The sequence below is a fragment of the Bordetella petrii genome (assembly GCF_000067205.1).
GTDB classification, from domain to species: domain Bacteria; phylum Pseudomonadota; class Gammaproteobacteria; order Burkholderiales; family Burkholderiaceae_B; genus Bordetella_A; species Bordetella_A petrii.
Window position 1 is genome coordinate 4,797,262 of the sequence record NC_010170.1, and the last position, 14,110, is coordinate 4,811,371.

A 14,110-nucleotide genomic window follows, 5' to 3' on the forward strand; every position below is an offset into this window, starting at 1 on the left:
CGGGTATCGGCACAGGCGCCGCGGGCTTCTATTCTTATTACCAGAATGACTTAGACAAGCCAATCTAGCGGCTGTTACGGTTATGAGAATAGAACCCCTGCGGCGTCGGGCGGCGGCGTGTGTCCGTCGCATCTTTGCGGGCCGCCGCAAGCCGCAGGCTGTTCCCTTGCGCCCCCCCGGGCGCCCCCAGAAGGGCAACCTGCCATGTATGTGTACGACCCCGTCGATCAACAACTTGTCGAACAGCGTGTCGCGCAGTTCACCGACCAGACTCAACGCTATCTTGCCGGCCAGCTGACCGAAGACGACTTCCGCACGCTGCGCCTGCAAAACGGCCTGTACATCCAGCGCCATGCGCCGATGCTGCGCATCGCCATTCCCTATGGCCTGCTGGCCGCGCGCCAGTTGCGCACCCTGGCGCACATCGCGCGCACCTGGGACCGCGGCTACGGCCACTTCAGCACGCGCCAGAACATGCAGTTCAACTGGCCCAAGCTGGAAGACGTGCCCACCATCCTGGCCGAACTGGCCAAGGTGCAGATGCACTCCATCCAGACCAGCGGCAATTGCATCCGCAACACCACCTCCGACCACTTCGCCGGCATCGCGCCCGACGAACTGGTGAACCCGCTGGTGTGGTGCGAGATCATCCGCCAATGGTCTACGCTGCACCCTGAATTCGCCTTCCTGCCGCGCAAGTTCAAAATCGCCGTCAGCGGCGCCGAAGAAGACCGGGCCGCCGTGGGCGTGCACGACATCGGCCTGCAGGCGGTCGAGCGCGACGGCGTGCTGGGCTTTCGCGTGTGGGTGGGCGGCGGCCTGGGCCGCACCCCCATGGTGGGCCACCTGATCAACCCGTTCGTGGAATGGCAGCACCTGCTTACCTATCTGCAGGCCGCGCTGCGGGTCTACAACATGCATGGGCGGCGCGACAACAAATTCAAGGCGCGCATCAAGATCCTGGTCAAAGACCTCACGCCCGAAGTCTATGCGCAGCAGGTCGACGAACAATGGCAACTGACCAAGGGCGGCCCCGACACACTTACCCAGGAATACGTCGACACCATCGCCAGCCGCTTCACCTGGCCCGATTACGACCCCGCCGCCGCCGGCGAGCCCGATCCCACCGAGATGCACGCCGCGGCGCACCCCGCTTTTGCGCGCTGGCTGCGCAAGAACGTGCATGGCCACAAGGTGCCGGGCTACGCCGCGGTCACCCTGTCGCTCAAGCCCACGGGCGTGCCGCCCGGCGACATCACCGCCGAGCAAATGGAGGCCGTGGCCGACCTGTCCGAACGCTATGGCTACGGCGAAGTGCGCGTGTCGCACGAGCAGAACCTGGTGCTGGCCGACGTGCGCCGCGCGCAGCTGTTCGAGCTGTGGCAGGAACTGCGCGCGCTGAACATGGCCACGCCCAACATCGGGCTGCTGACCAACATCATCTCGTGCCCGGGCGGCGACTTCTGCGCGCTGGCCAACGCCGTGTCGATTCCCGTGGCCGAAGCCATCCAGCGCCGCTTCGATGACCTGGACTACCTGTTCGAAATCGGTGAGCTCGACCTGAACATCTCGGGCTGCATCAACGCCTGTGGCCACCACCACGTGGGCCATATCGGCATCCTGGGCGTGGATAAGAACGGCGAAGAGTGGTACCAGGTCACCATCGGCGGCCGCCAGAACGGCGCGGCCAAGCCGCTGCCCGACCTGCAATCGCTGCGCGGCGGCGGCGCGGCCATTGGCCGCATCATCGGCCCCTCGTTCGCCCGAGACCAGGTGCCCGACGTCGTCGAGCAACTGGTGCGCACCTACCTGCGCCTGCGCGACAGCGAAGCCGAGCGCTTCATCGACGTGGTCGACCGCCTGGGCATCGCGCCCTTCAAAGAAGACGTGTATTCCGATCCGGCGCTGGCCAAGGCCGCGCCGGCGCCATCCCGCGAGGCTGTTCATGCTTGATGCCACTGCCCCTCATACCGCCGCCGCGCGCCTTATCCGCCACGGCCGCCTGCAAGTCAATGACTGGCGCGTGTTCGCGCCCGAGGCCGACGCCGAATCGAACGCCGAAGCCGGCGCGCAACTGCCCGCCGACGAACCGGGCTGGATCGTGCCGCTGCCGGTCTGGACCGCGGCGCGCGACACGCTGCGCCAGCGCCGCCATCCAGTGGCCGTGCTGCTGGCGCCGGCCACCAACCTGAACGAGCTGGTGGGCGCGGACGACCGCGTCGACCCCACCGGCATCGCGTTCATCGCCATTGATTTTCCCGTCTACACCGACGGGCGCGGCTATTCGCTGGCGCAGTTGCTGCGCACGCGTCATGGATGGCAGGGCGAATTGCGGGCGCTGGGCGACGTCATGATCGACACCATCCACTACCAGGCCCGCGTCGGCTTCGACAGCTTCCTGGTCAAAGAAGGCCACGACCCGCACAAGGCCCTGGCGGCCTTCAAGACCTTCACGGTGCACTACCAGAAAACCTACCCCAAGCCCCGCACGCCGGAAGAACTGCTGGCAGCGTAACCGCATGAGTCTGGTAGCAGACAGACGTCCCCAGCCTGCACGCCTGACCCCGCAGATACTAGGTGTCGGTGTCAGGCTCCGCAAGGTGCCTGACCCCGCAGAGGCCAGTTGGTGGCCTTCCTGCGCGCCTGACACCCCAGAAGCCAGGTGTCAGGCTCCGCAAGGTGCCTGACACCAAAGTGTGCCCACACCGCCTCAACACCGCGGCGCCCGCCCCCCTTACGAGAGCCAGACACCCAGCCCTCGCCTACATCCCTTCCCAGTGCGGCCCCGGCACGTGAATGTCGAACAGCTCCAACACCCGCGCCACGGTGTGATCGACCATCTGCTCGATGGACGCGGGGCGATGATAGAACGCCGGCAGCGGCGGAAAAACAATACCGCCCATTTCGGTCACGGCGGTCATGTTGCGCAGGTGCGCCAGATTGAAAGGCGTTTCGCGCACCATCAGCACCAGGCGACGGCGTTCCTTCAGGGTAACGTCGGCCGCCCGCGTGATCAGGTTGTCGGACAGGCCGTGCGCCACGGCCGCCAGGGTGCGCATCGAGCACGGCACGATCACCATGCCGGCCGTCTGGAACGCGCCGCTGGCCAGGGTGGCGCCCACGTCACGCACGCTGTGCACGTGATCGGCCAGCGCGTAGACGTCGTGGCGGCTGGTATCCAGCTCGTGCTTGATATTCAGCACGCCCGACGCAGACACCACCAGGTGCGACTCGACGTCATCCACCCCGCGCAACGCCTGCAACAGGCGCACCGCGTACAGGGCGCCGGTGGCGCCCGTGATGCCGACGACCAGCCGCCGCGGGGATGTCATGCGGTGGTGGCGCCAGCGGTTTCGAGCAGCGTCTTGAGTTCGCCGTTCTCGTTCATTTCGGTCATGATGTCCGAACCGCCGATGAACTCGCCGCTGACGTACAGCTGCGGAATGGTGGGCCAGTTGGAATATTCTTTGATGCCCTGACGCACTTCGTCGTCTTCGAGCACGTTGACGGTCACCAGCTTCTTCACGCCACAGTCTTTCAGGATCTGGATGGCGCGGCCCGAAAAGCCGCACTGCGGAAATTGGGCAGTGCCCTTCATGAACAGCACGACGGGGTGCTGGGTAACGGTGTCGCGGATGAATTCTTGCACGTCGCTCATGGTGGTCTCACAAACAGGAAAAGCAGGGGTGGCGGAATAAACTCATTATAGGGACCCGCCGGAAATCCGCTCGATGCCGGACAGGTCGCGCCGGCTGGTTATTTGATCGAACCCCGCCGCGGCCAGCAGCTGCCGTACCGCGGCAGCCTGGTCCCAGCCGTGTTCTACCCACAGCGCCCCGCCGGGGCGCAGCCGGGCCGCTGCTCCGGCCACGATGACGGCCAGGTCGCGCAGGCCGTCGGCGCCGTCCGTCAGGGCGTTGCGCGGCTCGAACCGCAAATCGCCCTGGTCCAGGTGCTGGTCGTCGCGCGCGATGTACGGCGGGTTGGACACGATCAGGTCGTAGCGCGCGCGCGCCGGCAGCGCGTCGTACCAGCTGCCCTGCGCAAAATCGACCCGCGCGCCCAGCCGCGCCGCATTGCGCACCGCCACCTGCAGCGCGGCCGCGCTGGCATCGGTGGCGGTCACGGCGGCTCGCGGAGCGCCCAACGCGATCGACACGGCAATCACGCCGCTGCCGGTGCCCAGATCCAGCACGGCCGCCTCGGGGCGGTCGGCCAGCCAGGCCAGCGCGGTCTCGACCAGCAGCTCGGTTTCGGGCCGCGGAATCAGCACGTCGGGCGTCACCGCGAAATCGTGCCCCATGAATTCGCGATGGCCCACCAGGTAGGCCATGGGTTCGCCCGCCAGCCGGCGAGTGGCCAGCGCCTGGTATTGCTGCGCCTGCCAGGCCTCGATGGGATCGGTATCGTGCGCCAGCATCCAGGCGCGCGGCTTCTGCAAGACGTGCTCCAGCAGCATGCGCGCCTCCAGGCGCGGCAGGCGCGGGTCTTGCAGAAAGGCCTGCAGGATGGGGCGGCTCACGTCAGACATCATCCCCCAGCGCCGCCAACTGCTCGGCCTGATGTTCGGCGATCAAGGCGCCGGTGAGTTCTTCGAGATCGCCTTCCATGATCTGCTGCAGCTTGTACAGCGTCAGGTTGATGCGGTGGTCGGTCACCCGCCCCTGCGGGAAGTTGTAGGTGCGAATGCGCTCGGACCGGTCGCCCGAACCCACCAGGCTCTTGCGCTCGGCCGCTTCCTTGCTCTGGCGCTCGCGCAGCTCGCGGTCTTTCAGGCGCGCGGCCAGCACCTGCATGGCCTTGTCTTTGTTGCGGTGCTGCGAGCGGTCGTCCTGGCATTCCACCACCAGGCCCGTGGGCAGGTGCGTAATGCGCACGGCCGAGTCGGTCTTGTTGATGTGCTGCCCGCCCGCGCCGCTGGCGCGGAACGTGTCGATGCGCAGGTCAGCCGGGTTGATCACGATGTCGCTCATGGCGTCGGCCTCGGGCATGACCGCCACCGTGCAAGCCGAGGTATGAATGCGGCCCTGCGCCTCGGTGGCGGGCACCCGCTGCACGCGGTGCGCGCCCGACTCGAACTTCAGCCGGCCATAGGCGCCGTCGCCATCGATGCGCGCGATCACTTCCTTGTAGCCGCCCAGCTCGGACGGGCTTTCGGACATCAGTTCGACGCGCCAGCCGCGCTGCTCGGCATAGCGCGAGTACATGCGCAGCAGGTCGCCCGAGAACAGCGCGCTTTCGTCGCCGCCCGTGCCGGCGCGAATTTCCAGGAACAGGCTGCGGCCGTCGTTAGGGTCGCGCGGCAACAGCAGCACCTGCAATTCGGATTCGAGCTTCTCCAGGCGTTCGCGGCCGGTCTTGATCTCGTCTTCCGCCATGGCCTTCATGTCGGGATCGGCCAACATTTCCTGCGCGGTGGCCAGGTCGTCTTCGGTGCGGGCGAACTGCGCGAACGCCTGCACCACCGGTTCGAGTTCGGCCCGCTCGCGCGACAGCTTGCGAAAGCGTTCCATGTCGGCAGCCGTGTCGGGCTCGGCCAGCAAGGCGTCAACCTCGATCAAACGGTGGGACAGCTGTTCCAGCCGGCTGCGCATGGAAGATTTCATAAGGGATACCAGGGTGACAAATTGCGGATTGGCGAAAAGCGGGCGCCCGGAAAGCGAACGCCCGCCATGAAGGCGGGCATTGCGGCAGCAGCGCTAACGGCGCGAATCGCGGCCCGGGAACAGGCGCGGCATCCAGGCGAGCAATTGCTTGCGTTCATCGCCTTCGCTGCGGTTCAGCGCCGCCAGCGGGCCGTGCAGGTACTTCTGGGTAAGCCCGTGCGCCAGCTGGTCGAGCACGGCTTCGGGCGACTCGCCGCGCGCCAGCAGGCGGCGGGCGCGCTCGAGCTCGGCGGCGCGCACGTCTTCGGCGGCCTGGTGCAGGTCGCGGATGACGGGCACCACTTCGCGCGACTGCATCCAGTGCATGAAGCCCTGGACGCGCGTTTCGATGATGGCTTCGGCCTGCACCACGGCCGCGCGGCGCGCATCGGTGCCGCTTTGCACCAGCCGGCCCAGGTCGTCGACCGAATACAGATAGACGTCGTCAAGGCGGCCGACTTCGGGTTCGATGTCGCGCGGCACGGCCAGGTCGATCATGACCATGGGGCGGTGGCGGCGCAGGCGCGTGGCGCGCTCGACCAGCCCCAGCCCCAGAATGGGCAGGGAACTGGCCGTACAGGACACGATGACGTCGAATTCGGCCAGGCGCTCGGGCAGGTCGGCCAGCTTCATGGTGCCCGCCGAGAAGCGCCCGGCCAGCGCCTCGGCGCGCTCGGCCGTACGGTTGGCCACCACCATGCTGCGCGGGCGCTGCGCGGCGAAGTGGGTGGCACAGAGTTCGATCATTTCGCCGGCGCCGATGAACAGCGTGCGGGCCTGGTCCAGGTTGCCGAACACGCGCTCGGCCAGCCGCACGGCAGCGGCCGCCATGGACACGGAATGCGCGCCGATGGCAGTTTGCGAGCGGACTTCCTTGGCCACCGAGAAGGTGCGCTGGAACAACTGGTGCAGCAGCGTGCCCAGCGAACCGGCTTCGCCGGCCGCGCGCACCGCGTCTTTCATTTGCCCCAGGATCTGCGGTTCGCCCAGCACCATGGAATCGAGCCCGCTGGCCACGCGGAACGCATGGCGCACGGCGTCGTCTTGCTGGTGGCGGTACAGATGCGGGGTGAGCGCAACCGCCTCGATGCGATTGTGGTCGGCCAGCCACGCCGGCAATTGCTCGGCCACCTGCGCCTCGGCGGCGCAATAGACCTCGGTGCGATTACAGGTGGACAAGATGGCCGCCTCGCGCACCGAACCGCCAAAGGCCGAGCGCAGTCCTTCCAGCGCCGGCCGCACCAGGTCGACCGGCATGGACACGCGTTCGCGCACCGACACGGGCGCGGACGTGTGATTCAGGCCGAAAGCGAGAACAGCGACGGACATGGGACGCGGCAAGCGCCAACCGGCGAGGGTCGGCGCATTTGTAACATTAGGTCGATGAAAATTATACCTCTGCGGGTAATCCCGGGGGTAGTGGCCGCAAGCGGGTTTGAAATCGGAACGCCTGCAAGGATCAAGAAAATTGTGTATAGTTGCGGACTTCGTTGGCCTGGTAGCTCAGTTGGTAGAGCAGCGGATTGAAAATCCGCGTGTCGGTGGTTCGATTCCGCCCCAGGCCACCATTCATTTTCCCCAGAACGTCCCAAACAAGCCTAAAAAACCTTAGAAACCAAGGGCTTATCGGTAAAATCTGACTCACTGGGTTCATAGTCGTCTCAAGAAATCCCAAGCTTGCGGGTCCCCTACGGGGTCCCCCATAATGATTTCGTCGAAATCGCATTTTGGGGGGACCCCATGGGACTGCTCACTGACGTCAAAGTCAAAACCGCCACGCCGCACGGTAAAGAATATTTACTGTCCGATAGCGACGGCCTGTACCTGCGAGTACGCCCATCCGGCAAGACCTGGCTCTATATCTACAAACATCAAGGCACCAAGACCAAACTCGGACTCGGCAGCTACCCCGTTGTTTCGCTGGCCACTGCTCGCCAAAAGGCGCGGGCCGAGGCTGAAAAACGCGCCAGTGGTATCGACCCCAAACAGGCACGCCGACAGGAAGAAGAGCGCGAGCGTGTTTCCCGGCTCAACACATTTGAGCGCATGGCACGTGCATGGCATGCACAGTCCAAAGTGGACCGCGTGTGGTCGGATGATTACGCGAACAAGCTTATCCGCCATCTAGAACTGCACATCTTCCCTTGGGTCGGCAAACTAACTATCGACAGCATTCAACCCACCGAAATTGTGCGATGCCTGCACCGCATCAAAGAGCGTGGCCATCTTGAAACCGCCCAGCGCGTCCGCGAAGTTGTTCAGAATATCTACCAACACGCGGTCGATGTCGGCGCCCTGGAGCCGGCCAAGAACTTCGTCAACAATCGGACGGGCGGACTGCCAGCGCCGCGTAGTCGCCACTATGCCGCCATCACCGATCCCAAGAAACTCGCTCAACTGTTGATCGACATTCGGGCATACAGCGGGCATGTCATCACGCGCAGCGCCCTGCTCCTGTCACCCCTAATCTTTCAACGACCCGGCCAGATACGGCTGGCCGACTGGGAGGATGTCGATTTCGAGCAGGAGCTGCTGCGCAGTCCGCCCGAAAAAATGAAGATGCGCGAATGGATGAAACGCGATAACCGGACTCCCGCGCACCTGACTCCCCTGCCCCATCAAGCGATGGCGATCCTCCAAGAACTGTATCCGCTGACCGGCCCCACCGGGCCAATCTTTCGGAGCATGGCAAAACGCTCAGAAGGCAGCCGCTACATGAGCAACAACACCATCAACAGTGCCTTGAGAACGCTCGGTTACGACACTCAGGAGGAGATCACGGGACATGGCTTTCGAGCCACTGCGCGAACGCTCATCCGCGAATACCTGGGATGGGATAAGGACGTAATCGAGCGCCATCTGGCACACGTCTCAGATGAAGAACTGGGCGGTAGCTATGATCGCGCCGTTTTTCTCGCGCAGCGACGCAGGATGATTCAGGAATGGTCCGATTTTCTGGACGACTTGGCCGCAGGCAAAGAGGTCGTACCGGTAGATGGCATCACGCCCGAAGCGCAGCCGGCTCGGCTCAAAGTCAGACACAAGGCAGTTCAATTGCCCAGAGAGGAGCAATCTATGGCGTCGGAGCGGGCAGCCTGACGGCCTGATAAGTATCGGGACTGTTAATCCATTCCTGCAAGTCGTTGCTCGGCCATGCGGAAGCACGGCCACCCAAATGAATCGGCGCGGGGAAACGGCCTTCGGCGATTCGCCGATAAACCGTTGACCGACTCAACGCGGCAATACGAACTACGTCACGCAGACGGTAGAACGCAGGCGCAGCGTCAGACGACGATGGGGCGGGGCTGATGGCAAGTCTATGGTGAACAGGCATGGCACGCCTCCTTATTTACCAGGTAGACCTAGCTTGCCGCACTGTCCGTAGGAAGCACACTTAGCACAGCATGGTTCAACGTATTCAAGCGGATTCTCGGGCTTATTTGGGCCGACGCGAGAGGACGCACAGAACGAAGTGCTTGAGCCCAACGAGCTAGAAAGATCATTGCATGAAATACATTTTTGTAGTAACATTTTAGTATGTTCACGCAGTTTGAATGGGATGCTGCCAAGGCGGGAGCCAACCTACGTAAACACGGTGTGAGCTTCGAGGTCGCGATGCGGGTGTTTGCCGACCCTTTGGCGTTAACTGGGCTGGATCGCGTGGAACGAGGCGAGCAACGCTGGCAGACGCTTGGCATGGTGGATGGGTATCTCCTGCTTCTGGTGGCTCATACCGTTCTTGAACTGAACGCGGACAATCAATCCATTGAAGTTATCCGCATCATCTCGGCCAGACGGGCCGACAGGAAAGAAAGGCGACGTTATGAGCAAGAAATCCGTTAAACATGAGGTAAATCTGGCTAACCTGCCTCCCCTTAGCGACAAACAGAAAGCCGAACTGGCCGCGCTGTCGACGCGCGCTGATGAGGATGTCGATTACGGCGACATCCCTCCGTTGACGGCGGAGTTCTGGAAGACCGCTGAACGCGGCAAGTTCTATAAGCCGACCAAGACGTCCACCACCGTACGCATTGATTCAGATGTCCTAGCATGGTTGCGGTCGCAAGGCAAAGGCTATCAGTCTCGCATCAATGCGATTCTGCGACGGGAAATGCTGTCATCACTAAAGTAAGCAGTGATCAGCCCATACCAGCGATCAACACAGTAGAGGCTCCTAGCTCTGTTGCCGCGCTTAACGTATCGGCTGAGGGCCGCCCCTTCCCCTTCTTCGTACCCCTGACGACCTATCCGCAAAATCCTGTAATTGTTGCAGATACCCAGGTCACTTATTGGCTATCGGTCAGGTCTAAGACTAAGTTGGCCCAACGCTTCAAGTGTCCTAACGACAGCCTCCACATGGTCGCATTAGGCACATTGCCGGTAACGCGACGTTGGTAGTTTCCATCGTGATACCGAAGCAAATAGACTTTGCAATTGCCGCGCCGCTGAACAGGTATCCGCGGCCAAGCAATAGGGCCGGACCGCACTTCGCTTCGAACCTCTTGCAGAGTTTCGCCCCATGCGGGTATCCACTATTCCCTCGCTGCGCTCGGTTGACACCTTCGACCCGACTTATCGCTTCGGGCCTGCGCGTGCTTCGCACTTGCACCAAATGGCAGCGAGACGGTGGGTGGCGGACTTGCCGTTCCGGTCAGTGTGTCACGGCGTTCTCGGATTCAAGGGCTGCACGCCGGCGGCGCTTGCGGCCCGATAGGCCGGTGCCCCCTTGAGTCCTGCCCTGCGCCGTGCCTGTTCCCCGGAGACAGGGCAATTCCGCTCTGATTACCGGAGAAAACGATGAATACGACGACTTCCTTAACAGCTTCGGCCATCACTGGTCCGGCTCGTCTGAACTTCTTGCCTAAACTCTTTACCGAGCAAAGCTACTTTTATGGTGAGCGTGCGGTATTTGAATGGATGCGCCGACGGTGCCAGGACTACAACGGCGGATACCGGGAGTATTACGCGGTATCGAACGGTGCGTATTTCATGGCGCCGCATCGCCCTGAACCCATGCGCTTGCAGTGGGCGCTGAACTGGTCGAATGAAACGGTGTCGTCCGAGACGGCTGGCATCGTGGCGACATTGTTCGGCATCTATGAAATTCTGGAGTCTTTTCCCGACGAAGATTTGGCTGAGCACTATCGCTTGTTGTGCCAGTATGCGTATGAATTACCTGAGAGCTGCTCCATCATGCGCTTGATTGACTAATCCATCTTGGGGCTTGCGTGGAAACGCAGGCCCCACTTTTCTCGGTCAGATACTCTTTTGATTCACGCGCTTGCTTAATTCCTCGGCACTTTCCTTACGTTCGCTATAGCGGTCCACTAGATACGTTGTGGCATTGCGTGTCAGCAGCGTGAACTTCATCAGTTCTTCCATCACGTCTACGATGCGATCGTAGTAGGCCGACGGCTTCATGCGTCCGGCTTCGTCGAACTCTAGCCACGCTTTGGCAACCGACGATTGATTGGGAATCGTCAGCATACGCATCCATCGGCCCAGTACACGCATCTGATTAACCGCATTGAACGACTGCGAACCACCGGATACCTGCATGACGGCCAGTGTCTTGCCTTGTGTGGGGCGTACCGCACCGACTGAAAGCGGTATCCAGTCGATCTGGGTTTTCATCAGGCCGGTCATCGCACCATGGCGTTCGGGCGAGCACCACACCATGCCCTCAGCCCACTGCGCGAGTTCGTGTAGCTCCTGTACCTTGGGGTGATCGGCGGGCGCATCATCGACCAGCGGCAGCCCAGAGGGGTTGAATAGGCGAGTTTCACCACCGAGGACATGCAGGATGCGCGCGGCTTCTTCGGCGGCCAGGCGACTATACGAGCGTTCGCGCAGCGAGCCATAGAGCAGCAGAAAGCGCGGGGCATGGGTAGCACGCGCCGGGGTGAATAACCGCTGTGTATCGGGCTGTTGGAATAATTCCGTGCCGATATTGGGTAGATCCATCTGCAATGCCTTAGACACGACGACCCTCGGCATCAATCACAGGCTCGCCGTCTTCCTTGGTGAACGCACCACGTTGCGGTTGGGGCAGAATGTCCAGCACGATTTCCGATGGGCGGCATAGACGCGTGCCCATCGGGGTGACGACGATAGGGCGGTTCATCAGGATAGGGTGCTGTTCGATAAAATCGAGCAACTGTTCATCGGTCCATTTGGGGTCGCCTAGTCCGAGTTCGGCATACGGTGTGCCTTTTTCGCGGAGCACGTCGCGCACGCTCAAGCCTGCATCGGCCAACAGCTTGACCAGTGTTGCGCGCGTAGGCGGTGTTTTCAGGTACTCGATGACCGTGGGGTCTTCGCCGCTGTTGCGAATCAGAGCCAGGGTGTTGCGGGATGTGCCGCAGGCGGGATTATGGTAGATCGTAATGTTGCTCATAGTAGTTCCGGCTTATCTCTGGGAAACGCTGGCGCTGGCTTCGTACCAGCCCTTGCTTTGGTTGACGATACGCACCACCAGCAGCATGACGGGTACCTCGATCAGCACGCCGACCACGGTGGCCAGTGCAGCCCCCGATTCAAAACCAAACAGGCTGATGGCAGCCGCCACGGCCAGCTCGAAGAAATTGCTCGCTCCGATCAAGGCTGACGGGCAGGCAATGTTGTGTTTTTCACCTGCGCGGCGGTTGAGCCAATAGGCCAGCCCCGAGTTGAAAAATACTTGGATCAGGATAGGCACGGCCAGCATGGCGATGACCAGCGGTTGTTGCAGAATGGCTTGCCCCTGGAAGGCAAACAGCAACACCAGTGTCAGCAGCAAGGCCGCAATAGATAGCGGGCCAATGCGTTCCAGTGCTTGATCAAAGGCTGCTTGGCCCTTGCGCAGCAGTGCCTTGCGCCAGAGTTGAGCGATGATGACAGGTACCACAATGTAGAGGGCGACCGACACCAACAACGTGTCCCACGGCACGGAGATGGCAGAAAGGCCGAGCAGCAACCCGACAATGGGTGCAAACGCAAACACCATGATGGTGTCATTCAGTGCGACCTGTGACAGCGTGAATACCGGATCACCGCCGGTCAGTCGGCTCCACACAAACACCATGGCTGTGCAGGGAGCAGCAGCTAGCAGAATGAGCCCTGCGACATAGCTGTCAAGTTGTTCTGCAGGCAACCATTGGGCAAAGACATGGCGGATAAAGATCCATGCCAGCAACGCCATCGAAAACGGTTTGACTGCCCAGTTAATAAACAGCGTGACGCCAATGCCGCGCCAATGTTGTTTGACCTGTCCCAATGCGCTGAAGTCGACCTTCAGCAGCATTGGGATGATCATGACCCAGATCAGAATACCGACAGGCAGATTGACCTGGGCGATCTCCATGCGACCAATGGCCTGGAATACGTCGGGAACGAATTGCCCCAACGCAATGCCCACGACAATGCACAGGAAAACCCATACCGTCAGATAGCGCTCGAATACGCTCATCGTTGGCACCGGTGTGAGTCGGGCCGTTTCAATCGCTGCGGTCATGAGTGCCTCACTTCTTGCCGATGTCGCGCAACTCTTGTTGCAACGACAGGCTATCCAGGCGCTGGAAAGGCAATGAGATGAACAATTCAATGCGTCGGCGAAGCGCCATGGCGGTGTCGGAAAAGGCTTTGCGTTGCTGTTCTTCGGGGCCTTCAACTGCTGCAGGGTCTGGTACGCCCCAGTGAGCCGATACCGGTTTGCCCGGCCATATCGGACAAACTTCCCCCGCAGCGTTGTCGCAAACCGTGAAGATGAAATCAAACACGGGCGCGTCGGGCGCGACGAACTCGTCCCAGCTTTTGCTGCGGTAGCCCGTTGCAGGCAGATGCAGTCGTTCCAGCGTCGCTAACGCTAACGGGTGAACTTCGCCCTTGGGATGACTACCCGCAGAATAGGCACGAAAACGGCCATTGCCCAAGCCATTGAGCAAGCCTTCAGCGAGGATGGAACGGGCCGAATTGCCCGTGCAGATGAATAACGCGTTGTAGGTGGTATCGGTCGTCATGGTGTCAGCAGTCGCAGTGAGAGGATTCGGAGACTTCGCATACGCCGCCCTGGCAGCAATGTTCAGTCAGGTAGCCGAGTAGCCCATTCATCTGGGCAAAGTCGGCGCGGTAGATGAGGTTGCGGCCTTGCTGCTCAACCGTGACAAGACCTGCATGAGTGAGTTCTTTCAGGTGGAAGGACAAAGTGTTGCGGGCCACAGCAAGTTGCTCGGCCAGTACGCTGGGCGTCAGGCCTTCTAGGCCAGCAATAACCAAGGCGCGAAACACCCGAAGGCGTTGCGTGTGGGCCAAGGCGCTAAGTGCGGAGACAGTTTGAGCTTCGTTCATATTTCCATGATACAACGTTTGTTGAATTAATGCATAGAGGAATGTCGAAATGCTGCGCCGTATCCCTCGCAGTGTGCCTTGAGGCGTTGCGCAGATAGTCAAGACCATGCAACGTCAATCAATAGACTTGCCTTGTAAGG

The 14,110-nt window shown here is 61.7% G+C and carries 17 protein-coding genes and 1 tRNA gene; 7 read left to right on the plus strand and 11 right to left on the minus strand.

What is annotated here, in order from left to right:
• Nucleotides 1-204 precede the first annotated feature (204 nt).
• Nucleotides 205-1,953, plus strand: a complete 1,749-nt coding sequence (locus tag BPET_RS23005) for a nitrite/sulfite reductase (protein WP_012251366.1) — start codon at nucleotides 205-207, stop codon at nucleotides 1,951-1,953.
• Entirely contained in the window at nucleotides 1,946-2,515 is a 570-nt protein-coding gene (locus BPET_RS23010) for a DUF934 domain-containing protein (protein ID WP_012251367.1), read from the plus strand. Before BPET_RS23005 ends, BPET_RS23010 begins: the two co-directional genes overlap by 8 nt.
• Nucleotides 2,516-2,762: 247 nt before the next feature.
• Here BPET_RS23010 and BPET_RS23015 read toward each other — a convergent pair whose 3' ends face one another.
• The 5 genes from BPET_RS23015 to hemA form a co-directional block, all read right to left on the minus strand.
• Entirely contained in the window at nucleotides 2,763-3,332 is a 570-nt protein-coding gene (locus BPET_RS23015) for a UbiX family flavin prenyltransferase (protein WP_012251368.1), read from the minus strand.
• Nucleotides 3,329-3,658, minus strand: a complete 330-nt coding sequence (gene grxD, locus BPET_RS23020; RefSeq protein WP_012251369.1) for a Grx4 family monothiol glutaredoxin — start codon at nucleotides 3,656-3,658, stop codon at nucleotides 3,329-3,331. The genes BPET_RS23015 and grxD overlap by 4 nt, the downstream gene beginning before the upstream one ends.
• A gap of 45 nt (nucleotides 3,659-3,703) precedes the next feature.
• Nucleotides 3,704-4,459, minus strand: coding sequence for a peptide chain release factor N(5)-glutamine methyltransferase (prmC, locus tag BPET_RS23025; protein ID WP_050978356.1), 756 nt, complete (start codon nucleotides 4,457-4,459; stop codon nucleotides 3,704-3,706).
• A gap of 64 nt (nucleotides 4,460-4,523) precedes the next feature.
• Nucleotides 4,524-5,606, minus strand: coding sequence for a peptide chain release factor 1 (gene prfA, locus BPET_RS23030; protein WP_012251371.1), 1,083 nt, complete (start codon nucleotides 5,604-5,606; stop codon nucleotides 4,524-4,526).
• A 93-nt stretch (nucleotides 5,607-5,699) separates the two neighbouring features.
• Nucleotides 5,700-6,974: a glutamyl-tRNA reductase gene (gene hemA, locus BPET_RS23035; RefSeq protein ID WP_012251372.1), complete on the minus strand. Its 1,275-nt coding sequence runs from the start codon at nucleotides 6,972-6,974 to the stop codon at nucleotides 5,700-5,702.
• A 163-nt stretch (nucleotides 6,975-7,137) separates the two neighbouring features.
• Here hemA and BPET_RS23040 point away from each other — a divergent pair.
• A tRNA-Phe gene (locus BPET_RS23040) sits at nucleotides 7,138-7,213 on the plus strand.
• 172 nt (nucleotides 7,214-7,385) lie between these two features.
• Nucleotides 7,386-8,744, plus strand: coding sequence for a tyrosine-type recombinase/integrase (locus tag BPET_RS23045; protein WP_012251373.1), 1,359 nt, complete (start codon nucleotides 7,386-7,388; stop codon nucleotides 8,742-8,744).
• Here the strand turns inward: BPET_RS23045 and BPET_RS26225 are convergent.
• Nucleotides 8,719-8,979, minus strand: coding sequence for a helix-turn-helix transcriptional regulator (locus tag BPET_RS26225; RefSeq protein WP_012251374.1), 261 nt, complete (start codon nucleotides 8,977-8,979; stop codon nucleotides 8,719-8,721). The genes BPET_RS23045 and BPET_RS26225 overlap by 26 nt on opposite strands.
• Before the next feature lie 203 nt (nucleotides 8,980-9,182).
• Between BPET_RS26225 and BPET_RS23050 the strand changes: the two genes are divergently transcribed.
• From BPET_RS23050 to BPET_RS23060, 3 genes are all read left to right on the plus strand, one after another.
• Entirely contained in the window at nucleotides 9,183-9,488 is a 306-nt protein-coding gene (locus BPET_RS23050; RefSeq protein ID WP_041863196.1) for a BrnT family toxin, read from the plus strand.
• Entirely contained in the window at nucleotides 9,469-9,777 is a 309-nt protein-coding gene (locus BPET_RS23055; protein ID WP_012251376.1) for a BrnA antitoxin family protein, read from the plus strand. Before BPET_RS23050 ends, BPET_RS23055 begins: the two co-directional genes overlap by 20 nt.
• 665 nt (nucleotides 9,778-10,442) lie before the next feature.
• Nucleotides 10,443-10,856: an antirestriction protein gene (locus BPET_RS23060; RefSeq protein ID WP_012251377.1), complete on the plus strand. Its 414-nt coding sequence runs from the start codon at nucleotides 10,443-10,445 to the stop codon at nucleotides 10,854-10,856.
• Between the two features lie 45 nt (nucleotides 10,857-10,901).
• Here the strand turns inward: BPET_RS23060 and arsH are convergent, their stop codons facing one another.
• From arsH to BPET_RS23085, 5 genes are read right to left on the minus strand one after another with little or no spacing between them, the layout of a single operon-like run.
• Entirely contained in the window at nucleotides 10,902-11,642 is a 741-nt protein-coding gene (gene arsH, locus BPET_RS23065; protein ID WP_012251378.1) for an arsenical resistance protein ArsH, read from the minus strand.
• Entirely contained in the window at nucleotides 11,620-12,042 is a 423-nt protein-coding gene (arsC, locus tag BPET_RS23070; RefSeq protein WP_012251379.1) for an arsenate reductase (glutaredoxin), read from the minus strand. Before arsC ends, arsH begins: the two co-directional genes overlap by 23 nt.
• A 12-nt stretch (nucleotides 12,043-12,054) precedes the next feature.
• Nucleotides 12,055-13,137, minus strand: a complete 1,083-nt coding sequence (gene arsB / locus BPET_RS23075; RefSeq protein ID WP_012251380.1) for an ACR3 family arsenite efflux transporter — start codon at nucleotides 13,135-13,137, stop codon at nucleotides 12,055-12,057.
• A gap of 7 nt (nucleotides 13,138-13,144) precedes the next feature.
• Complete coding sequence (locus BPET_RS23080) at nucleotides 13,145-13,642, minus strand: arsenate reductase ArsC (protein ID WP_012251381.1); 498 nt, start codon at nucleotides 13,640-13,642, stop codon at nucleotides 13,145-13,147.
• A 4-nt stretch (nucleotides 13,643-13,646) separates the two neighbouring features.
• On the minus strand, nucleotides 13,647-13,970 hold the full coding sequence (locus BPET_RS23085) for an ArsR/SmtB family transcription factor (protein ID WP_041863198.1): 324 nt from the start codon (nucleotides 13,968-13,970) through the stop codon (nucleotides 13,647-13,649).
• Nucleotides 13,971-14,110 lie beyond the last annotated feature (140 nt).